The 21,686-nt window shown below is 43.9% G+C and carries 14 protein-coding genes; 4 read left to right on the top strand and 10 right to left on the bottom strand.

The genetic code is table 11. The features are described 5' to 3' along the window. Positions 1-13 precede the first annotated feature (13 nt). On the bottom strand, positions 14-2,509 hold the full coding sequence (locus tag LJ707_RS04540; RefSeq protein ID WP_228949607.1) for a TonB-dependent receptor: 2,496 nt from the start codon (positions 2,507-2,509) through the stop codon (positions 14-16). Positions 2,510-2,771: 262 nt separating this feature from the next. On the opposite strand from LJ707_RS04540, the gene topB reads away from it, so the two are divergent. Continuing rightward, a complete protein-coding gene (gene topB, locus LJ707_RS04535) occupies positions 2,772-4,589 on the top strand; it encodes a DNA topoisomerase III (RefSeq protein WP_228949606.1) in 1,818 nt (605 codons plus the stop codon). A 23-nt stretch (positions 4,590-4,612) separates the two neighbouring features. Here topB and LJ707_RS04530 read toward each other — a convergent pair whose 3' ends face one another. From LJ707_RS04530 to LJ707_RS04490, 9 genes are all read right to left on the bottom strand, one after another. Beyond that, positions 4,613-6,274 (bottom strand): trypsin-like peptidase domain-containing protein, encoded by a 1,662-nt coding sequence (locus LJ707_RS04530; protein WP_228949605.1) that lies wholly within the window; start codon positions 6,272-6,274, stop codon positions 4,613-4,615. A gap of 74 nt (positions 6,275-6,348) precedes the next feature. Further along, entirely contained in the window at positions 6,349-7,485 is a 1,137-nt protein-coding gene (locus LJ707_RS04525) for a TlpA disulfide reductase family protein (RefSeq protein ID WP_228949604.1), read from the bottom strand. Positions 7,486-7,529: 44 nt separating this feature from the next. Next, the gene (locus LJ707_RS04520; RefSeq protein ID WP_228949603.1) at positions 7,530-8,444 is read right to left on the bottom strand and encodes a hypothetical protein; all 915 of its coding nucleotides are present in this window, start codon (positions 8,442-8,444) and stop codon (positions 7,530-7,532) included. A 13-nt stretch (positions 8,445-8,457) separates the two neighbouring features. Then, complete coding sequence (locus tag LJ707_RS04515) at positions 8,458-9,873, bottom strand: PKD-like family lipoprotein (RefSeq protein ID WP_228949602.1); 1,416 nt, start codon at positions 9,871-9,873, stop codon at positions 8,458-8,460. Between the two features lie 24 nt (positions 9,874-9,897). Then, positions 9,898-10,737, bottom strand: a complete 840-nt coding sequence (locus LJ707_RS04510; RefSeq protein ID WP_228949601.1) for a DUF4843 domain-containing protein — start codon at positions 10,735-10,737, stop codon at positions 9,898-9,900. A gap of 10 nt (positions 10,738-10,747) precedes the next feature. Further along, positions 10,748-12,220 carry a RagB/SusD family nutrient uptake outer membrane protein gene (locus LJ707_RS04505; RefSeq protein ID WP_228949600.1) on the bottom strand — a complete coding sequence of 491 codons (1,473 nt, stop codon included), beginning with the start codon at positions 12,218-12,220 and terminating at the stop codon, positions 10,748-10,750. An 11-nt stretch (positions 12,221-12,231) separates the two neighbouring features. After that, a complete protein-coding gene (locus LJ707_RS04500; protein ID WP_228949599.1) occupies positions 12,232-15,657 on the bottom strand; it encodes a SusC/RagA family TonB-linked outer membrane protein in 3,426 nt (1,141 codons plus the stop codon). 195 nt (positions 15,658-15,852) lie between these two features. Next, entirely contained in the window at positions 15,853-17,016 is a 1,164-nt protein-coding gene (locus tag LJ707_RS04495) for a FecR family protein (RefSeq protein WP_228949598.1), read from the bottom strand. 137 nt (positions 17,017-17,153) lie between these two features. Continuing rightward, positions 17,154-17,732 carry an RNA polymerase sigma factor gene (locus LJ707_RS04490; protein ID WP_228949597.1) on the bottom strand — a complete coding sequence of 193 codons (579 nt, stop codon included), beginning with the start codon at positions 17,730-17,732 and terminating at the stop codon, positions 17,154-17,156. A 308-nt stretch (positions 17,733-18,040) separates the two neighbouring features. On the opposite strand from LJ707_RS04490, the gene LJ707_RS04485 reads away from it, so the two are divergent. From LJ707_RS04485 to LJ707_RS04475, 3 genes are all read left to right on the top strand, one after another. After that, positions 18,041-19,855, top strand: a complete 1,815-nt coding sequence (locus LJ707_RS04485; RefSeq protein WP_228949596.1) for a c-type cytochrome — start codon at positions 18,041-18,043, stop codon at positions 19,853-19,855. 1 nt (position 19,856) lies between these two features. After that, complete coding sequence (locus LJ707_RS04480) at positions 19,857-20,780, top strand: SMP-30/gluconolactonase/LRE family protein (protein WP_228949595.1); 924 nt, start codon at positions 19,857-19,859, stop codon at positions 20,778-20,780. Between the two features lie 103 nt (positions 20,781-20,883). After that, on the top strand, positions 20,884-21,495 hold the full coding sequence (locus LJ707_RS04475) for a trimeric intracellular cation channel family protein (RefSeq protein ID WP_228949594.1): 612 nt from the start codon (positions 20,884-20,886) through the stop codon (positions 21,493-21,495). Positions 21,496-21,686: the final 191 nt, after the last annotated feature.

The raw sequence follows: 21,686 nt of genomic DNA, 5'->3' as shown, positions 1-21,686 counted from the left end.
GCTTTATCTGATGTTATTTAAACCTGTAAGTGATGCTTAATCTGCCGGTTCTTGGTACCTCGTATATGTAAGTGTAGTATGATACCGATGTTGGAGTTTCTGTAGCAAGTTTAGTATATGAGCCTTGGGTAAGTAAACGGCGGTCGAACAGGTTATTTACCAATCCTGATACTGTGATACGGCCTTTCTCGTAAGATACACCGGCATCAAAACGGTAGTAGTTAGGCAGTCGTAACGGTATTGATGTTGAGCCTGAATTTCTGTCTAACTGAATTTGGTAGCCACCACTTACACCAAATCCTTTCAAGATAGAACCTTGTTTACGGAAACGGTATGACAGCCAGCCGTTAGTGATGTGTTTGGCCGAGTTAGGAACAGGATTGCCTACAAGCGCCGCATTGTTATCTTTATTTACGGTTGCATCAGTATAAGCATAGTTTAATACCAGGTTCAGGTTCTGAACGATCTCGCCGGTAATATCAAGCTCAATACCCTTTGATTCAATTTGGCCTAATTGTACCTGTGCATTCGGGTTAGCCGCTATATGGGTAGGGTCTAAGTCGGCGGTAAGTACATTTTTTTTAGTGATACGGTATGCAGCCACAGTAGTATTCCAGCGGCCTTTAAACCAGTCTTTTTTCAAGCCCACTTCAATGTTATTGCCTCTGATAGGTTTAAATGCTTCGCCAAAAAAGTCCTGACCGGCTACCGGAAGAAAGCTTTGGTCATATAACGTATAAGCGCTGAAATCATTGGTTATTGAATAGCTTAAACCAGCACGCGGACTAAATACATCGTTAGATATTTGCGTCTTGTTGGTTTTACCAACAGTTACCGCGTGGGTAAAACGGCCTGCAAGGGTAAGGCGTAGTTTTTCATCCAGCATACGTATCTCATCCTGCAAATAAGCGCCGGTATAAGTTAAGTTAGTAGCATAGGTGTTTGATCCTGAACGGGTTTGAATGCTTCGTGAACGATCAAAGAATGGTATATTGGCAAATGGTATACCATAAGTTGGGTTGTATATGTTAAAGGTAGCATTACCTGCTAATTGAAGATCAGGCTGTTGTACACTCGAAAAATCGCCCCAGGTTTTAAGGTTACCCATATCAACACCGGTTAATATACGGTGAATTACCGGCCCGGCAACAATATCGCCCATAATGCTTAGCTGCGCGTTTTTGTTGATGGCCAGCTCTTCGCTTATGTTCAGGTACCTGCGCATATCGCCGTTAGGCGCAATGGTTGATGGCCATGGTGTACCACCTTCTAAGCCGTATCTTACATAGGCCACCTGCCCGTTCAGTTTCCATTTGCTGTTTAGCCTGTGGTTCAGGTAAAAGGTAACATTATGGTCATTCAGCTTGTTAGGGTCAAGCGCAGGGTCGCCAATAAAAAAGCTTGGATCAGTATCGCCAAAACCTTTAGGCGAAAATCCGTAAGTACCCAGGGCCTGTGCTTCAACATGTTGTGTGGTGTATTCAGCCGTGATCAACGTATTGCTGTCAACCTGGTAGCTTATTACCGGTGCAATTATGTATTTGTCGGTATAGTTATATTTATTGTAGCTGCCTTTGGTTTGTGCCGCCAGGTTTAAACGGAACAATAATTTACCATCTTTAGATAATTTTCCATCCAGGTCAATTGCTGCACGGCCCAGATTGTAACCGCCACCGCTAAGGGTTACCGAGCTGCGGTTTTGGCCTGTTGGCTTTTTGGTTACAACATTGTAAATACCACCCGGTTCGCCATTGGCCATCATAAAGCCTGAGGGGCCTTTAACAAACTCAATACGGTCAATTGTGGCGGCATCATCAGCCAGCGGCCCCCAGGGCATTTTCTGGTTCATGCCGTTACGAAAAGCCGGTATGTTGGTGCCACGCATAAAAATGTTGGCATATTGTGCATCCCAGTGGCCGGTGCGGGTAGCACCGCTTACATTGCGGGTTACACCATCAACAATATCAAAGGTTAACTGATCGGCCAGTAACTGGCTGTTAACTACCTGTATATTTTGAGGTACCTCGATCAACGGAGATTGCAACCTGAGTGAAGGGGATACCTTATCAGTTTTAAATTTGTTTTTACGGGTATTTATCTGCACTTCGTCTAACTGTGCCAGGTTTTCCTGTAATGAAAAGTCGACGATGATGGTGCCCTTAGTTACCTGGATTGGTTTTTCTTTAGTAATTAACCCAATGCCCGATACTACAAGTGTATACTCACCAACCGGCACACGTTTAAGCTGGTATTCGCCATCCTCATTAGTAATGGTGCCATATTTGGTGCCTTTTAATGATACGGTAACGGCCATGGCCACATTACCATCGGCAGTAGTTACACGGCCGCGAACTGAGCCATGCTGCTCTTCGTCGGCTTTTGATTTCAGATATAAAGTTTTTTCATAGGCTTTAAAAACAGGTCCCGATACTACATTTCGCGGGGCGGCGTTAACAATGAACGCGTTGGAGCAGAGTGCTCCCCAAAGCAAAAATTTTTTAACTTGCATTACTTTTAATCCACATTAAAGGTGAGCCGGTTTGTCCGGTTAGCCACACGGGTCCGAAACCGTGTGGCATTTTTTTGCAAAGTTATATTTATTTAGAATAAATACAAATAAGGATGCATTTATTGCGAAAAAGCGTTATAAAACGATTAATCTCGCCATCAGCATAAATTATAATTGTCAATTTTAAAGCATATAATTTATAAGATAGTTTTTCAACATGCTCTGCCGCAACGGAAGCATTTAAGTAGTTTCGGCCGGATCTATGAAAGTCATCATTGCAGAAAAACCATCAGTAGCCCGAGAAATTGCGAGGGTATTTGGTGCTAATACCAAGCGGGAGGGATATATTGAAGGGAAGGGGTACACCTTTACCTGGGCATTTGGGCACTTACTGCAGCTTGCCCCACCGCAGGAGTATGGCTATTACGGGTGGAACGTACAAAACCTGCCCATGCTGCCGCAAAAGTTTAAGCTATCAATACGTAAGGTAAAAAGCAAGGAGGGTATGGTTGATGATCCGGCGGTGAAGAAACAACTGGATGTGATAAAAAAGCTTTTTGATGAGGCAGCAGAGATAATTGTAGCCACCGATGCAGGGCGTGAGGGTGAGCTTATTTTTAGATATATCTATTATCACCTCAAATGTAAAAAGCCATTTAAAAGGCTTTGGATATCATCACAAACTGATGCTGCCATAAAAGAGGGTTTTCGTAACCTTAAACCCGGTACTGATTATGATACGCTTTTTTATTCGGCACATTGCCGCTCACAATCTGACTGGCTGGTGGGTATGAACGCCACGCAGGCGCTCAGCCTGGCTTCGGGTAACCGGGCAGTATTATCACTTGGGCGTGTGCAAACGCCTACCTTAGCCATGATATGTGCCCGCTATCTCGAAAATAAAAATTTTGTACCTGAGTTGTATTACCAACTGGCCATACAGCCTGATAAGGATGGAATAAGCTTTCGTGCCATATCCGAAAAACGCTTTAAAACAAAAGAGGAGGCGCAGGAGGCCTTGAACACAGTACAGGATGTGGCTTCCGGCTTTACAAACGGCGGTAATGTGTTAAGCGTAGAAGCCAGGCCGCGTAAAGAACCGCCGCCTTTGCTGCATGACCTGAGCAGTTTACAGCAGGAGGCTAACAAATGCAAAGGCTTTACCGCCGATCAAACACTCAGTATACTGCAAAATTTGTACGAGGGCAAGCTGGTAACTTATCCGCGTACAGGTAGCAGGTATATTGGTGATGATGTATTTGCCGGTGTGCCCGACTTGATAGCCAGGTTTCAGGACCATGATGGATTTGGTAAACAGGCCACGTTGTTAACCGGCGCCAAACTGAGCAAGCGTAGTGTTAACGCCAAAAAGGTTACTGACCACCATGCTATACTGCCTACCGGCGAAACACCCCGTAATTTAACACCCGACCAGCAAGCGGTATATAATATGGTAGCAGGCCGTATGCTGGAGGCATTTCACCAGGATTGTATCAAAGAGATCACCAAAATAATAATACAAAGCGGCGAAAGGTTTACGGCAAGCGGTACGGTGATAAACACTGCCGGTTGGCGTGCGGTTTTTAATGATAAGGATGAAGATAAGAAGGATGAAGAGAACGCTACGCTGCCAAAAGTAAAACCAGGCGAAAACCTGCCCATATTGCAAAAAGCCGTGTTAGATAAGCAAACCAAGCCCAAACCCTTGTATAACGAAGCCAGTTTACTAAAGGCGCTTGAAACAGCGGGCAAAGATATTGATGATGAAGAATTACGCGAAGCCATGAAAGATAGCGGTTTAGGTACCCCGGCCACACGTGCTGCCATTATTGAAACGCTAATTAAACGGCAATATATTATCCGGGAAAAAAAGAACCTTGTGCCTACATCTACTGGGCTGTCTGTTTACGAGGTGGTAAAGCACCGCCGTATAGCACAGGCCGAACTTACAGGTACCTGGGAAAAACGGCTTGAGGAAATACGTGGTGGTGCCTCGGTTACGGCCTTTCGTGAAGAAATTAATGCCTACACAAGGCAAATAACCGGCGAACTGCTGAAGGCTGGCATACCTGCCCGGTAGATCGCCGGTTATATTTATCGTTTTTACTTTACAGGTATGGCGCGGGCTAAAAAGTCCTGAATAATTTTTACCGGCAATGCCAGGGTAGTAGTGCGGCTAAACCTGGCTATGTTGATACCTGCAAAGTTTCCCTGCGCATCAAACACGGGGCTTCCGCATTGCTCAGGTAGTAAAGCAGCATCATGGGTGAACACCTGGCTAAATCCATCTCTGCGGCCACTTTTGCCGCCTTTAAACATTTCGGCCGGGTGCTTTGCCATGCCGGGTTGTTTTTTGCCTAAAACAACTGTTTTGTTATACTGTTGACCCTTGCGTAAAATTTTGAAGTTTAAGGTGTCGCCCGGCCAGTACTGTTGCATTACCGGGCCAAAATCTTCGTTCTTTTTTATTTCAGTATTGTTTATCATCAATACCTGATCTTCAACCTGTAGGTCGCTTTTAGCGGCGGGTGAGTTGGGTTGTACAAAAGTAAGCTCAGGCGTAGCGCCATTATAACCTACGGCCGCACCAAGATAGCCCAGGCTCCAAAACCTTGGTAATGTAATATCGGTACTGCCGCTTATACTTACCATACCTTGTTTGTTTTGCAAAGGGGTTACCAATATACGCCCTATTGCAGGCGGGTTGGCATCGGTTGTGGGTAACTTTAAACCTTTAGGTGTAGTGCCATTTATTTGCAGCAGTACAACATCATTTTGCCTGTCGCGGGCAATCACTTTTACCGGGATAGCTTTACCATTTAACATGGCTACCGGTTTATCACCCACCATTGAACTTTTACTGATTATATATACTCCATTATTAACGTTTACAAGTGTCCCGTAAATTCTTGTATCGGGGGTATCAACAACACTAATAATATTCACTAAATACTGCTCAAGCTTAAGTTTTTTTGTGAGATCAGTTGCTGTTACCTGCATATTGGCCAGGCCGGGTATGGTGAGTATATCCTTAATCTCATCCTTAGCTATTGCCTGGCTATCGGCGGGCATAGTGGTGTAAATCTGCTGTTTTTGCAATGCCTGCCAATATTTATGGTAAAGGTCAACAGGTATTTCGTAGTTGGTATCCTCATCGGTATTAATGGCGCTGTGTATACCTATTACCCTGCCCAAATAATCAAACAATGGCCCGCCGGAGTCTCCCGGTTCCATTTTGCAGGTAGATTGAATAAATCCCCGGTCATTCTTTACCACGGTTATCCTGCCAAAACGTATGGTCGGTTTGGGTTGGTTCAGTGTTTCGGGGTAGGCAATGCTCAGGCATGGTTCATTCACTTTAATGGCCGATGATGTGGCCATGGGCGCGTAAGGCCACTTGCCGGGAGTAATTATCTGCATCAGGGCCACATCCGGTATGGCACGGTCAGTAGCTAACTCAATTTTACCAAGGGCCATGGCTATAGCTTCCCTGCCATCGGCAAACATTACCTTGTAAGTTTTACCGGGTATGGTTACGTGCGCGGCCGTTAATATATAGCCGCCGGCACTTACCACCACGCCGCTAAACTGGGCGCTCATTTGCTGGCGGGCGGCGGTATCATACCCCCACATGCGTACACTGGGCAGGTATGCGCTGCTGATGGCTTTTTGCAATGTGCTTTCCAGTTTTTTTACATCCACCTTTTGTGCCGATACCGTTACCGAAAGCAACAATAAGTAACAAGCGATTATTATCTTCTTCATAACATAAAAAAGCACCACCCATATGGCGTTATCCATTAACGGGTGGTGCAGGTATAGTATATTCTAATTGGTGCTTAGTTCATTAATTCGGCCAGCTTTTTATTAAGCGTTTCGCCGCGCAGGGTGTTGCCTATTACCTTGCCATCACGGTCAACCAAAAAGCTTTGCGGTACGGCCCTTACACCGTATAAACGGCCAACGGCATTGTTCCAGCCCTTCAGGTCAGATACCTGTGTCCATGGCAGTCCGTCCTTTTCAATAGCGGCAAGCCAGGCCGCTTTATTATTATCTAACGATACTGATAGTATCTCAAAACCCTTGTCTTTGTATAATTTATATTGCTCAACAAGGTTAGGGTTTTCGGCACGGCAGGGTACACACCAGCTTGCCCAAAACTCAACTAACACTACTTTGCCTTTAAAGTCAGCCAGCGATACCGGCTTGCCATTTGCATCATTTTGTGTGAATGCTGGTGCTGCTGAGCCAATAGAGGTTAACCCGGCGGCCTCAATGCGCTGCAGTAATTCCTTGCCCATATCCGTTTGTTTTAATTTAGGATCGAGGGAAGCAAATACCGGCTGAATTTTTTTCACATCAACCTTGGTACCGGCCGACTCTGACAGGCCAACCAGCGCGAAGTAAGATTTAGGATTGTTTTTTGCGAATTGATATTGTTTTTCAGAACGGGTGTCAATATTCTTCCTGAAACTGGCGTTAAGCCCTGCCATAAAAATGCTGTCCTTTTGTTGCTCAGGTGTGGCTTTTGAAAAGGCAAGGTTGGCCGCTTTGGTCAGGTCCATAATGGTACCGCCAATTTGTTTATTGTAAGCCTGAAACTCATCATAGGTTTTTGAACCGGTAAATTTGGCATTGCTTAATGAGTCTTTCGAGCTGATCACGATGTTCTCTTTACCAAAATAAAAATAAATAACATCGGCACCCGGCGCGTAAATGGAGTGGGGTTTACCCTCGCCGGTATGATCAAGCGACATACGGGTATTGCCAATGCCCGTAAGCGGGCCTGTAAAGGTGAACTGCCCGTTTACAACCGCGGCCGAATCCTCATGCCCGCTGCCGCTGCTGTCCATATAATCAAAGTAAACCTTGGCAGGCTTGTTCAGGTTGCCTATTTTACCGGTAATGGAAAACTTTGTGCTTTGTGCCGATGCGATGGCAGGCAGCAGGGCAGCTATCAGTAATATTTTTTTCATTTTTTAAGGATATAATGTCTGTTTAGATGTTTAATTTTAATTGATCAGTAAGGGTATTTTACTTCCGGAAAGTCCTTTTGCGCTTTTTTAAACTGTTGTTCCCATTCATCAGGCCAGCCAAAAGCTATGGTTGCCTGCTCTTTAAGGTTAACGCCCGCGGCACCGCTCCAAAAATGTACAAATTCGCCCCAGTTAATATCACGGTTCTGTGTTTCATATTTGCCCTTTAACTCGAAATATTTGCTCAGCACCTGTCCTTTGCCATACTTGCTGTAGATAGGGTAGAACCAGTTTTTAAACCAATGGCTGCCCGCACGCGGAAAATCATCCGTTACATTCTGCAGGTCATAATATACCCTTGATGCTTCATCCTGGCGGCCAATGTTCAAGAGTACATCATAAACAAATATCTCCGCGAATTTGCTGTCACCCCAAAGGTTACCGTCCTCATGGCTGCGCCCGTGCGATGCATTGGCTACTATATGGCCAATCTCGTGTATGGGCAGGCCTATCTGCTCGCCGGTAGGGTAGGTCCAGCTACCAAGGCCATTGTCTATCACGTTACGGTTATCATGTGTATCGTCATGCCATGATGCAGGGTGACCGCCTCCTAAATTATTGGTGGTATCAACAGTACGATGGCAAATTACAAACAAACGCTGATCGGGCCCAAAATCGCCATAGGTCTTTTTTACATAAGCCCACGAGTCTGACATGGCCTTGTTAAGCCAGGTTACCGACGGATCCATCAGGTTATCATAATAAACGGCCAAGTGGTCATCAAAATAAACACGGTTAAGCAATTGGTGGTGATACCCCCAGTGCTCCTTCCAAGTTTTTGGAGGAGCACCTTCAGGGTCAGGTTTAGGTTCACTATTAACTGCAGATTTTTTACATGATGCCGCGCCAATAACCATAATAATGGCAAAGGATGTAGCTATATGCTTTATAAATTTCATGTTACGTTTAGGTTTAAAGGTTTTTTGAAACAAAATCAACCGGTGCACCGGGTATGCCCTCAATGGTTTTAATATGCTTGCCGTTGCTGCCAACGCTTACATCCAAAAACACCAGCGCGCCATCAATACCTGCGGTAAGGGTATTGCCACTTAGTTTAAGCATACTGATCTTTTTGCCCGACAGGTTGGCATCCAGTAGCCTTAACTCCTCGTTTAGCGGATTATAGCGGTATATCTTATCGTTTGAGCTGAAGTAAAACACATCCGTGCCTGAACGTTGCCACTTGGTATCAGCATTAACCAATGCTGAGCCCTTGAAAACTTTTTTTGTGTATGGTTTTATGATACGGCTTGAAAAGTAATTATCCATATCGATACTGAACGACAGCTCATACACTTCGCCCGCGTCATCTTTAAAGAAGGCATAAGTTGTACCCGGTACAGGTTGCATAAAAAGCAAATTGCTCATGCCGATACTTTTAGGGTTAAAAGCGCTGCCGCTTACCTGGTATTCGGTGCCCGAGTAGCTGCCCGTACTGCTAAATGATACAAATGCCTTGGTTTTGGTATCAAACCCGAAGTAAAAATTATTGGTGTTGCCAAAGTATGGCGATAGTGTATAATCTCCTGATTGCGGACTGGCAAACTTACCCCAATCCGGCGCGAAAGGCGCTGTAGTGGTAACGCTCAGGTATAATTTACCATTAATTATACCGGTTGCAAAACCTTTTGAGGCCTCAAAACGCTCGGTAACTATATTTGCCGGCGGACTAAAAAACTGCTCCGGGAAATACCGCTTACGCAGCATGGTATTGCCATCAATAATAACGCTGCTTTTTTCGCCGTCTTTTGCAATCACCCAATAATCTTCAGCAGTGCCGGGTTGGTAAGCATACGGTTTGGCGAATAATTGTACAGGATTGGCGGGCAGGTTTTCGTTATGCAGCGAATAGTAAAGGTTGCTTAGTATGCTTACGCTATCAGGCTTTACAAATGATAGTTTAGTCACGCCCGCATCAACGCTCAATACGGTCATCCCTTTAGTGAATTGGGTATTGCCCGCAATTTTAAAGGGGAAAAAGTATTTCATCTGGTTGCGCTTATCAGTAACGGTAAGCTTTGCCGTACGCGTTTTAGGGCTTAGGTTATAAACTATTTTAAGCGGATAACCGGTGTATTTGTCGCTTCGTGCTTCCTCGTCAACAAATATCTCCCAGTCAAATATCAGGTCTTTGTAGAGATCGGCTTTGTCCAGCTCTACGTAAGGTTGCAGTATCAGCGAATCACCCACCAGCGCATCGAACGTGCGGTCGGTAAAATTAACCAGTATCGGCTCTGAAGGGGGCGAGTAATTATAATTACCCAAATCCTTTTTGCAGGCAGCAAGTACTGTTAGGGCAAGTGTATATATAATGTATTTAAATTTCATGGTTACTGATCAGTAAGGGGTTGATTACATGGTTATTTCCTTGTTGTTCTCATCAATAAATTTATATTGATCCACACTGCTGAAGTATTTGAGCAGGAACTTTTTATCAGGCGCGTTAACGCTGTAAAAATCATAATCGCCGCTGCTATCGTTTCTTTTGGTGAGTACATACCCGGCATCCGGATGCTGCCTTATCCAATCAAAAGGATACTTTAAAAATGTGCGTGTATTTTCGATATAGTAAAGGCAGCGTGGTATATACAGGTAAAAATCGGGTGTGCTAAGGTCAACCATATCACGGGTGCCCGATGTGATCAGGAATAGCTGGTGCTTAGTGCGACTATAGGTTTTAAGCTCACCTTCCCAAAAGTTCCACCATTGCGGCCGCTCCAGCCTGTTCGAGAACATGATGGTTTTTTTGCGGATGGTATCGGGCAGGTTAGTGCCAAAATCCTGCCCGCCGGATACTCGTACCGTAAGCGTAACCGATTTGTTCTCCAACTCCTTATCTGTATTTTTAATGATAACCGGCACATGTATCATACCCGAATCGGCAGGCATGGTATAGGCGTCTTTAAGTGGTTCGTAATGTAATGATGGTACTGCTGTTGTAGCGGTATCAACAACATTAAGTACAAAGCGGCGATCATGGTTTACGCGCTGGCCTGATATAATTACAGGTATCCACACCGTATCCCGGTCAACCCCCTGCACGTAGGCAAAGGAGTAGGTGATCGTATCCGGATCGGTAGATTTATAATTCAGATATATATTATCAGGCGAATTGTAAGTTAATTTTTCGTCCTTTTTACAGGCAACAAACGCAACGCAGGCAAATAATATTAACAGTAAGTTCTTTTTCATCATCGTTAAATTAGTTATTGCGGTAAGCTTCCTCATCGGTAGGTAGTGGCAGCACGAATATCCTGTCAGACGGTGGGATGTTTATCGTTGCCGATACCTTAACTGCGCGGTTAAGGCGTTTATACATATAAAATATCTGGCTTTCTCCATAAAACTCCTTACGGGCATCAACCACCAGTTTACTTATAAAATCTTCCTTGGTAATTTGCGCGCTAACCGCTTCGCCAATACCCCTGTGGCGGCGTAAGGCATTAAAATATTCTACAGCTTCGGTAGGGTTAGTATCAAAGCTTGCCTCTGCGGCTATGTAATAAATTTCGCTCAGGCGCAATGTTGGCATTACCAGCGGGTGCCTGTTTGGCGTAGGCGTAGTGTTCGAAATATATTTTTGAAGTAACGAACGCTCAGAGCTGCCCGATTCGATGGTTGTTCTGAAATACCATTGCTTGTACCGCCAGTCATCAGCGCCTGATTGCGCGCGCTCGTATATGTCATCTATCAATGCCGAGGTAGGCGCGTAGGTAGGGTTCTTGTCTGAGAAAATATCGATAAGCCTGTCCCTTATACCTTTATTATCGTTTACATACCATGCGCTTATGAGTTCTTTGTAAAATATACGGTCGCGTTTGGTAACATCCTGTTCAAAAAAGTCTGCCTCAGCAGTCCACGGGAAACGGTTTGAATTGATAATGATACGTGTGTTAACAAGGGCATTTGCCATATCGTTTTTATACAAATATGCACGGGCCAGTTCACCGCAGGCGGTAAAATAATTCATGCGGTGCCGCCTGTTTTGCATAAAAAGATCAGGGTTATTAACCTCGGGCGAGCCCAGATCAGATGGGTAACCTACCTGGTAGCCCGATACGATCGGGTCAACATCTTTAAGCAAAGCCTTAGCTTCGTTAAGTTCAGCTATTACCTTGTCAACAGATTCAGCAACGGTTGAAAAGGGCGTGCTTTGGGTTGATACCTTTGTTACATAAGGTATACCCCTGGCTGCCGGGTTGCTTTTATACGATGGCGCGAACAGGCGCAGCATATCAAAATGCAGGTAAGCGCGCAGCAACAGTGTTTCGCCCTTAATTAACTGGTAGTTGTTACCGCTGAAAAGTGATCTGCGGGCATCAATATTTTCAAGGATATAGTTACAGTTGGCAATGGCGCGGTAGGTGTTAGCCCACACCGTGTTACGAAATCCAACCATAGCCGGATATTCATAATCAAAATTGGCTATACGGCGTAAGCTAAGGTCAGTAAACTCATAGTTTTGCGCCAGTATGTCAAGGTTGCCGTATGTAAGGTTTTCGCCGTATAATGATTGCGACGAGCAAAAGGTATACACGCCGTTCAGCGCTTCCTTATAACCTTCTTCGGTGGTAAAAAGCTCGTCCTTATCAATTTGCGATTCCGGCTTTACATCCAGGAATTTGTTGCACGATGTAAGGGCGAGCAGGGTTAGTATATAGATCAATTTTTTCATTTACTCATCATTTAAAATGTGGCCAGTAATGCAAATGTGATGTTACGTGCAAAAGGGTAGCTTATACCACGTTCAATCTCGATAGATGATGCCCGGAAAATATCATTCATGGTGATGGACGGGCGCAAAGTTTGCATGCCTATTTTGCGGGCAACCTCCTTCTTCATATCGTATGATAGATATACCGATTGCAGCTCGATACGATTTTCCTTTTGTATAAAGCGGGATGATGCCTGGGTTACGCTATGGTCGGCAATGTTTTTGTAAAACGTAACATCGCCCGGTTTAACCCAGCGCTGTTCAAGCGCGCGGCGGTCAACATTAAAGCGTGGATCGGCATTCTCTACACGGTCAACCAATGTTTGGTTATATATCTGCCCGCCAAGCGTATAATACAGGCTAAAGCTTAATTGAAATTGCTTGTATGTAATGTTGCCGCCAAAATTGCCCGATACGGTTGGCGTAGCGTTGGCTACAGGCTGGGTGTCCTTAACATCATAAATATAGGTAAGCGAGCCATCCTTTTTTACATAGATCTCCTTGCCGTTCTCCGGGTCAATACCTAATGATTTTACAGCGTAAATGGTATTGAGTGATTGCCCTTCGTTGTAACGCAGCAATGGCGTGCCTTGCAGCTTGTTAGCCGGGTTTTGCTGAAAATCGTCAATAGACTGGTTATAGGCCTTTAACGAGTTGGCAATTTTTACAATCTTGTTGGTATTGTGCGCAAGGTTACCTACCACGTTCACATTCCAATCCTTGGTTTTATAGGCGTTCATGGTTAAATACACCTCGTAGCCCTCGTTAGCCATGTTGCCCAGGTTCTCTTTATAAGTGCTAAAACCGGTTGATGGTGCAAGGTTAATATCGGTTAATAAGCCTTTGGTAAGCTTGTAGTAATATATCGGTGTAATTACCAGCTTGTCGTTAAATAGCCCTAACTCAAGGCGTGCCTGGTATTCATTGGTACGTTGCCATTCAAGGCCTTCATTGCCGTAACCGTTAACAATGGCACCTATGCCTGTTGAGTACCAATTTGAGCTTTGGTAGCTGTATATGGATTTTGAAAGGTACGGCGGAAACTCAACCGAACCTGTCATACCGGCGCTACCGGTAACTTTTAACCGTGATATAACGCTGCCTTCTAAAAAGCTTTCGCGGTGTATGTTCCAGCCTAAGCCGGCGCTCCAGAAAGGGGCGAAACGTCGCTCGCTACCAAAGGCGGATGAGCCATCCAGGCGGTAGCTGGCATCAAGCAGGTATTTGTTTTTGTACGAGTAATTTAACGATGCGAACGAGCCGATAAGCCTGCTGGTTGATATGCTGCCGAACGGCGCCGAGTTAGGTGTGTACGTACGCGCAAAACCTATGTTAGTAAACCTGTCGTTTGTAAAGCCGCGGGCCTCAAAGCTCTTGTTGTCATAATCATCAGATGTTACGTTTACACCCAGGTTAAAGTTTATGGCGTGGTCGCCCATCAGCTTGTTGTATAACAACCTTACGTTACCATCAATACCCAGCAGATCATTGCTTGAATAGTTGTATCTGCCGCGATCTTTTATTTCGCTGATCGGTTGCTCATAAAACTCGTTATTAAGCGGCGAAGCAAATTTGTCGGCGGTACTTTTTGTTTTGTTAAGGCTAACCAAACCCTTTAAACGGAGTGATTTGCTGATGAACCAGTCTACCGACATGGCATCGATGATCTCAAGGTAAGACGATTTATCAAAATTGCCCAAAGTAGATTCAAACAATGGGTTATAAACCGGACGGTTTTGATACTGATCGGCCCCTTGCCCGCCTGTATTCACGTTCCAGTTAGCCAGTTCACGTATCATTTGCCCGTTATCACCATAAATAGGGTAGTAAGGGTTCATGTATACGTAGGTTGAAAAGTCGCCGTATTTTGAATTTTGGGCATTTACCTGTGTTATGGTCAGGTCATTACGGAATATCAGTTTTTTTGAAGGGTTGTAAGTGAAGCTCATGCCGCCACTGTAACGGTCGCGGTTTGAACCCTTCATTACACCCGGATTGGTTTGATAGCGAAGGTCAACACCGTACCTGAAGGTGGAGTCGCCGCCCTGTGCGTAAATGCCGTGCTTTTGGCCATAAGTATTACGTAAAGGTTGCGATAGCCAATAAGTATCAACGCCACTCACCACGTTTTTAAGTTTATTGTAGTATTGATTGGTCAGTTCATCCTGCGATCCGCCGGAGATGCCGCCGCTTACATATAAACCCGCGAGCTCTTCGTAGTGCAGTTTTTCGGATGCGTTAAGTACATGATAGCCGCTCAGGTCGGGGGCGGTAGCGTTAAGCTCATAATTATAGGTCAATTGTAATCTGCCCGGTACAGGTGCTTTGGTAGTAATTACCATTACACCATTGGCAGCGCGCGATCCGTATATGGCCGTAGCTGCGGCATCCTTTAACAGGGTTACGCTTTCAATGCGGTTAATGTCAAGGTCGGTCACCTTTTGCAGCGAAACTTCAAACCCATCTAAAATAAAAGTTGGCAGGTTATAAGTGCTTGAAAGGTTGTTGCGGTCTATCTGGTCAGTTATTGATGGCAGTGCCGTAGCGCCGCGAATGTTTATCCTCGGCAAATTGTTCGGGTTTGATCCGGCCAAATTGTTTTCCAGTATCCTGAATGAAGGATCAGACGCCGCCACACCCTTTAAAATGTTCTGTGAATTGAACTTGCGCAGATCGTCGCCGGTAATGGTGATGGCGTTACCGGTGTAAGTATCCTTTTTTAAGGTTTGATAGCCGGTTACAACCACATCGCTTACGGTGTTTACCTGTGTTTCGAGCGATACGGTTATCGGTTTACCATCGGTAACGGTTACTTCTTTGGTTTTAAAGCCAATAAAGCTGAAGGTTAATACATCGCCTGCATCAACCATTAATTTAAATTCGCCTTTGTTATTGGTTTGCGCCCATGCGGCGCTGTTCCCTTTAACCGCGATGTTAACACCCGGTAAAGCCTCTTTACTATCAGCGGCAATTACCTTGCCTGATAGCTGAAACTTTGCTTTAGGTGCGGTTGCAACTGTTTCACCGGCCTCGGGCGCTTTGTTGCGCACCACTATGGTTTTATCTACTATAGTATAAGTAAGGTTATAGCGCGACAGGCAAAAATTCAGTGCCTCATCAAGTGTTACATTTTTAAGGTCAACATTAAGCCGCGGGCTTTTGGTATTTATTTTTCCGTTATAGAAAAACAAATAGCCGGTTTGTTTTTTAATATCCTTAAATACGGTTTCGAGCGTGGCGTTTTGCCTCGAAATGCTAACCGTTTGCGAATACGATGCCGCCGACAGGTGTAAAGTTCCAATAAGCAGCAATATTGTAGTGAGTTTCATCACTAATAATAGTTTGTACTTTACCCGCCGTATGGGCAATACGGCGTTGTAAAGAAATTTTAATTTCATACTTTTGAATAGAATTGGGTTAATAAAAGCAGCATTGCGTAAACTATTGCTGCTGACCTTTTTATAGCCGGGAGCGGTGAGAGGCTTCCGGCTTTTTTTATGTCATGTCGGGGGAGTTATTGTCGCTTACGTAGCAGTTTAATCATTCAGTAATTGTTAAGGGTTAAAAATCAGTTAGCTAAATTAGTATAGGGTTTAGTTTGCCAGGCCTTTACCGGCGTACGATACGGTTACCGTTTTGCCGTTTATCCTGAATTTAAAATTGTTAAGTTCCAGTATCTTAAATACTTCTGATAGTTTGCTGTTGCGTGATATTTCGCCGTAAAATTTATCATCAGGCAAATTATCATCATAAACTACATCTACATCGTACCAACGTGATATTTGCCGCATTACCGATCGCAGATCAGCATCTTCAAATGCGAACACGCCATCTTTCCAGGCTGTTTCCTCGCCGGTATCAACATCATGCCGTGTAATGGTATTGCCGGTAACTACAGCCTGCTGCCCCGGCGTAATTGTTACTGATGAAGTATTGTTTAAAACCTTTACGGCACCCTCAAGCAAAGTGGTTTTGATGCTTTGCTCATCAGCATAAGCGTTTATATTAAAGTGCGTGCCTAATACTTCAACAGTTTGACCTTGAGAACGAACCCTGAAAGGCATACTCTTATTTTTTGCAACTTCAAAGTAAGCTTCGCCGGTAAGACTCACTAACCGCTCACTCCCCGAAAAATATGATGGATATGTAAGGGTTGATGCCGCGTTTAAAAATACACGCGTTCCATCGGGCAGTATAATATTGTATTGGCCGCCCTTTGGGGTACTGAAGGTGTTTTGTACAGCTTGTTCGCCAGCGTTTGCCTGTGCGTTGGTTACCTGGTAAACAATTTGCCCGTCGGCAGTTTTTGTTATGCTGATGCCGGGTTGTTTGGCAATTTCGCCCTTGCCGCTATCATCAAGTACTATACGCTGCCCGTTGGCCAGAGTAAGTACTGCTTTGTTACTACCGGGGGCCGCATCGTGTACAACACCGGCAATTTGTTTTTGAGCTTTGTTTTGCAGCAAGGCATAGCCGCCAACTGTTATACCGATTAAAATAACAGCCGCGGCGGCATACCTCAACCATACCGATTTAAAATGGTTTTTATCCTTAAAGCCTATTTGTTTATCAACCCTGTTTTTAATAAGTTGCTTAACCGGGATGTAATCTTCATCGTTGTTGTCATCAACAATATCTTCACTTATCTCAAATACGTTATAGTAGGCTATCAAAAAGTTTGTTTCCTCCTCGGTTGCCTTACCTGTGCGGTATTTTTTGAGCAGATCAGTAAAGTATCGTTTTTCCAGATCGTTCATTAAAAATGATTTTATAATGATATGAGTCGAAAATTTGAAAATAGCCCACGCAGTTTTGAATTTTTTTACAAAAAATTCAAAGTGAGATAACATTACTTGATGTAATTGTAAAAATAAAGAGTATGGCTGATGTTATTTTAACGCTGCTGATAAAAATATACCATTAACTGAATAACAAGTAATGATGATTTAATAGTGGTAAGAGCTTTCCCTATTTGATTGCGCACAGTTTTAGGTGAAATTTGCAGTGCTTCCGCAATTTCTGCACTCGTGAGGTCATCTTCAAAGCGCATTTTGAAGATGATACGCTGTTGCGTAGGTAAAGTTTCTATTAATTGGTAAAAGGCTTTATGAAATTCGCTGAAAAGCAACCGTTCGTCAGCTTTATCAATGCCTTCAATGTGTACAGGTGCGTCGGGCAGGTCGGCAAAGCGGCTTTGTTTTTCCATATGCTTAAATACACCGTTGCGCGCCGCGACAGCCAAATAAGCAGGCAAATTATCAATAGGTGCTTTGCTGGCCCTGGTCCATAATTGAACAAAAACATCCTGGGCTATATCCTGCGCATATACGGTATCATTAAGCCGTTTGTAAGCGGCATTGTATACTTTTTTCCAATATTTATCATACAAAATATCAAAAGCCTGCTTGCTGCCTTGTCCAAGCAGGTAAAGCAATTCTTTATCATCAGCATGATATAAGCTTTTGGTATACATATTCAACTTACCAATATAAGCTATTAAAATGTTGTTTTAAAACATTACGTTCAGTTTATATACTATTTTTAAAAATGGTATGTATTATTCTTTTTGATACCATCTCTAAAATCTAATCGGTTAATAAAAAAGTTTGTAATTTTTTACGTTCTCATTAGTCGATATGTAAACTCAATGTGTCTTTAACGTAAATCTACCTTTTGTTTGCCATTCTTTTCTTTTAGTGAATAGTGTTGTTTGATGGAGTGGCTTATGTTCTTTTTTAAAGTTTCAGCGTACTAAAACCATTATTAACCACCAAATGATACATGAAGCCAGTAAATCTGAGTATAAAAGAATTGCATAGTATAAAATTTTTAAAAGGCCGCAAGCTTAAAATAATAGGCGCAGGGTGCCTGTTTGTTTTTACCGCTTTTACATGGTATAATGATAAGGATAAACTGCCCAGGCCTGATGCTGATAATGGCGGCCTTTATTTGCCCGATGGTTTCAGGGCCTTGGTTGCTGTGGATAGCTTAAAGGCACGTGCCAGGCACATCGCAGTAAATAATAACGGCGATATTTATGTTAAGGCACGTTTTCATAACATGAATGATGGTTATGGCAATATTGCCCTGCGCGATACCAATGGCGATGGCCGGATGGATGTAGTGCAGCCCTTCGGTAAATACGATGGACACTCATATGGCACGGCCATGCGGGTGCATAACGGTTACCTGTATTTTAGCTCGGAGCTTACGGTTTACCGCATGAAGCTTGATCCCAAAACTTTAGTTCCGGAAGGTAAGATAGATACCATTGTTGCCGATGACCCGCCGTACCATGAGCATCAAACAAAACCCATAGCTTTTGATAACGACGGCCACATTTATGTTGGATGGGGTGCCGGATCAAATGCCGGGCAGGAAAAGAACCGGGTGCCGGGCTCAAAAGGAGTGGGCGACCCTTATTCGGTTGATAAAGGTAACCCGCTGCTAAAAGATCATGGCGGCATCTGGCGGTTTGATGCCAATAAGCTAAATCAAAAGCAATTGGACGGTACGCGCTATGCCACCGGCCTGCGTAGTATTGTAGCATTGGATTGGGACTCGAAAAGCAGATCGCTTTATACGGTTAATCATGGCCGTGATGATTTCAGGTTATTATGGCCCGATACCTATTCGCCCTGGGAAAGCGCCATGCTGCCTGCCGAAGAGTTTTTTAAGGTTAATGAAGGTTTGGATGGCGGCTGGCCGTATTATTATTACGACCAGATAAAAGGCAAAAAACTACTAAACCCTGAATTTGGCGGCGACAAAGTAAAAGAAGGAAATAGCGCTAAGCTGCCAAAGCCGTTAATTGGTTTCCCCGGTCACTTTGCACCTAACGATCTGTTGTTTTATAAGGGCAAGCAATTTCCGGAACGCTATCGAAATGGCGCTTTTATTGCATTTCATGGCGCTACCAACAGGTCGCCTTATCCGCAGGCTGGCTATATCATCGCATTTGTGCCGTTTAAAGATGGTATGCCGTCAGGTGAATGGGAAGTTTTTGCTGACGGATTCGCTCAAATTGACCCGATAGTAAGCGTACGTGATGCTAAATACCGGCCGATGGGACTTGCTGAAGGTGCTGATGGCTCATTATATATTGGTGACACCGAAAAGGGCAGGATATGGCGTGTAATATACACGGGCAATAAAAAAACCTTTGGCGCGGCGCAATTAGCAGGTATGCAAAAGCGCAAGCAATCCGCATCAAACATAAAAACGCCTGATGAGGTAAAGGATAATTTGTTTAAAGACCTGCCCAAAACGTCCGAAGTTTATGCTACCTATTGTGTGGCATGCCACCAGCGCGACGGCAAGGGCGACGGGAACCGTTTTCCGCCGCTTGAACAATCGGAGTGGGTTAATTGGGATAAGTTCAGGCTGATCAATATCGTATTGAACGGCTTGCAGGGGCCCATTGTTGTAAAAGGATTGCCTTATAATGAGGTGATGCCCGCACATGGCAGCTTCCTGTCTGACGCGCAAGTGGCCGAGGTGTTAACCTATATAAAATCTAATTTTAATAATACGCCCGAAATTGTAACTTCAGCGGAAGTTGCCATGGTACGTAAAATGGGCACTAACAAAAAATAACATGCTAAAATCTTATAATCACGCTATAACAAAAATATTTACACCGCTGCTTGTAGCGGCAGCTTATACAGTAAATGCCCAAAACAAGGCTGCCCTTTTTACATCTTCGGTTTTTACGGCACCCAAAAGTTTTACAATAGGAGTTGAAGGCCCGGCTGTAGATAAGTATGGTAACCTGTATGCTGTAAATTTTGACCATGATGGTACCATAGGTAAGGTAACGCCCGATGGAAAAGCAAGCGTATTTATAGAGCTCCCATCCGGAAGTATAGGCAATGGTATCCGTTTTGACAGCCATGGCAATATGCTGATAGCCGACTATACACATCATAACATCATCAAAGTGAATATGGACACTAAAGAACAGCGGGTGTTTACCCATGAGGATAAGATGGCCCAACCTAATGATATCGCTATTGACAAGTATGACAGACTGTATGCCAGCGACCCGAACTGGAAAGCCGGTACCGGCAGGGTATGGCGCATTGATACAGATGGTAAAGTGACCTTGTTGTTAGATAGTATGGCTACGGTTAACGGGATTGATGTTAGCCCCGACGGAAAAACGCTGTATGTTAATGAATTAAGAAAAATATGGGCCTACAGCTTATCAGCAACGGGTGAGGTGAGTAAAAAAAGATTGATAATAGAATTCCCCGACTTTGGGATGGATGGTATGCGTTGCGATGTTAAGGGCAATATATACCAGGCAAGGTATGCTAAAGGTACAGTGGCCAAAGTATCGCCAAAAGGCAAGGTACTACAGGAGATTAAATTAACCGGCCAAAAACCCACCAATGTAGCCTTTGGCGGTACTGATGGTAAAACCATGTATGTAACTTTGCAGGATGAGGGTAATATTGAAACTTTTAGGGTTGATGAGCCGGGTCGCGAATGGCAAATGACCATGAAGCAGAAGAGGTAACTTCAAAAAAAATGCAGTGAACATTATAGCTTTAGTTACGCTGTATTAATACATAAAGCGGAATAGTTGCTTTTATACTATTTTTGCTGCGACGGATCAATTCATGGATATTTCGCTTTCTACTTTCTCACAGGTTATCGAGATACTGGGTACTATGGCCTTTGCAATATCCGGTGTTTTTGCCGCTATGGAGAAAAAGCTGGACGTATTTGGCATTACCATAATTGCCTTTGTTACGGCTATTGGGGGAGGCACCGTGCGCGACGTATTGATAGGCGCAACACCTGTTGCCTGGATGAAGGATGTAAATATTCTTTTGATCATTTTGGGTACCGCAGTTATCACTATGCTTTTCCGGAAAAAGATTGTGAATTTGCACAAAACACTGTTATTGTCTGATGCGCTCGGTCTTGGGCTGTTTACCATAATTGGTATCAAAAAAGGGATGGCGATTGATCTTTCGCCCGGTATTTGTATAACCCTTGGCACTATAACCGGATGCTTTGGCGGTGTAATACGTGACATACTGCTTAACCGTATACCCGCTTTGTTTCATGCTGATCTGTATGCAACACCATGTATAGTTGGTGGTATAACATATGTATTGCTTATTAATTATATTAGCGAGGAATGGGCGCAAGCTATTGCGATCATTATCGTATCTGCAGTGCGAATTATTGCATATCGTAAAAATTGGCGACTGCCAACACTGTGATAAATATATTCTGCTGATTCATTCTGAAGTACATAAGGCAGCGCTTAATCTCACAAATTGCACTACGTATTATATTACTCACGTGGTATATATTATCTGTACAATTCACCTGGCCCAGCTTAACTGCCCGCTAAATTAAATTTCTGAAGAAATTAAAATTAATTGAAACCTTTTAAAACACGCCTGCGTAT

This window comes from Mucilaginibacter sp. UR6-1, from assembly GCF_020880975.1.
In the GTDB taxonomy this organism is placed as follows: Bacteria; Bacteroidota; Bacteroidia; order Sphingobacteriales; family Sphingobacteriaceae; genus Mucilaginibacter.
The sequence above is the reverse complement of the archived record's forward strand: the minus strand, read 5'-3'. Positions and strand labels throughout refer to the sequence as shown.

Coding starts and splice junctions, on each gene's coding strand:
- LJ707_RS04540 (WP_228949607.1), bottom strand. CDS start 2,509: ATGCAAGTTAAAAAATTTTTGCTTTGGGGAGCACTCTGCTCCAACGCG.
- topB (WP_228949606.1), top strand. CDS start 2,772: ATGAAAGTCATCATTGCAGAAAAACCATCAGTAGCCCGAGAAATTGCG.
- LJ707_RS04530 (WP_228949605.1), bottom strand. CDS start 6,274: ATGAAGAAGATAATAATCGCTTGTTACTTATTGTTGCTTTCGGTAACG.
- LJ707_RS04525 (WP_228949604.1), bottom strand. CDS start 7,485: ATGAAAAAAATATTACTGATAGCTGCCCTGCTGCCTGCCATCGCATCG.
- LJ707_RS04520 (WP_228949603.1), bottom strand. CDS start 8,444: ATGAAATTTATAAAGCATATAGCTACATCCTTTGCCATTATTATGGTT.
- LJ707_RS04515 (WP_228949602.1), bottom strand. CDS start 9,873: ATGAAATTTAAATACATTATATATACACTTGCCCTAACAGTACTTGCT.
- LJ707_RS04510 (WP_228949601.1), bottom strand. CDS start 10,737: ATGAAAAAGAACTTACTGTTAATATTATTTGCCTGCGTTGCGTTTGTT.
- LJ707_RS04505 (WP_228949600.1), bottom strand. CDS start 12,220: ATGAAAAAATTGATCTATATACTAACCCTGCTCGCCCTTACATCGTGC.
- LJ707_RS04500 (WP_228949599.1), bottom strand. CDS start 15,657: ATGAAATTAAAATTTCTTTACAACGCCGTATTGCCCATACGGCGGGTA.
- LJ707_RS04495 (WP_228949598.1), bottom strand. CDS start 17,016: ATGAACGATCTGGAAAAACGATACTTTACTGATCTGCTCAAAAAATAC.
- LJ707_RS04490 (WP_228949597.1), bottom strand. CDS start 17,732: ATGTATACCAAAAGCTTATATCATGCTGATGATAAAGAATTGCTTTAC.
- LJ707_RS04485 (WP_228949596.1), top strand. CDS start 18,041: ATGAAGCCAGTAAATCTGAGTATAAAAGAATTGCATAGTATAAAATTT.
- LJ707_RS04480 (WP_228949595.1), top strand. CDS start 19,857: ATGCTAAAATCTTATAATCACGCTATAACAAAAATATTTACACCGCTG.
- LJ707_RS04475 (WP_228949594.1), top strand. CDS start 20,884: ATGGATATTTCGCTTTCTACTTTCTCACAGGTTATCGAGATACTGGGT.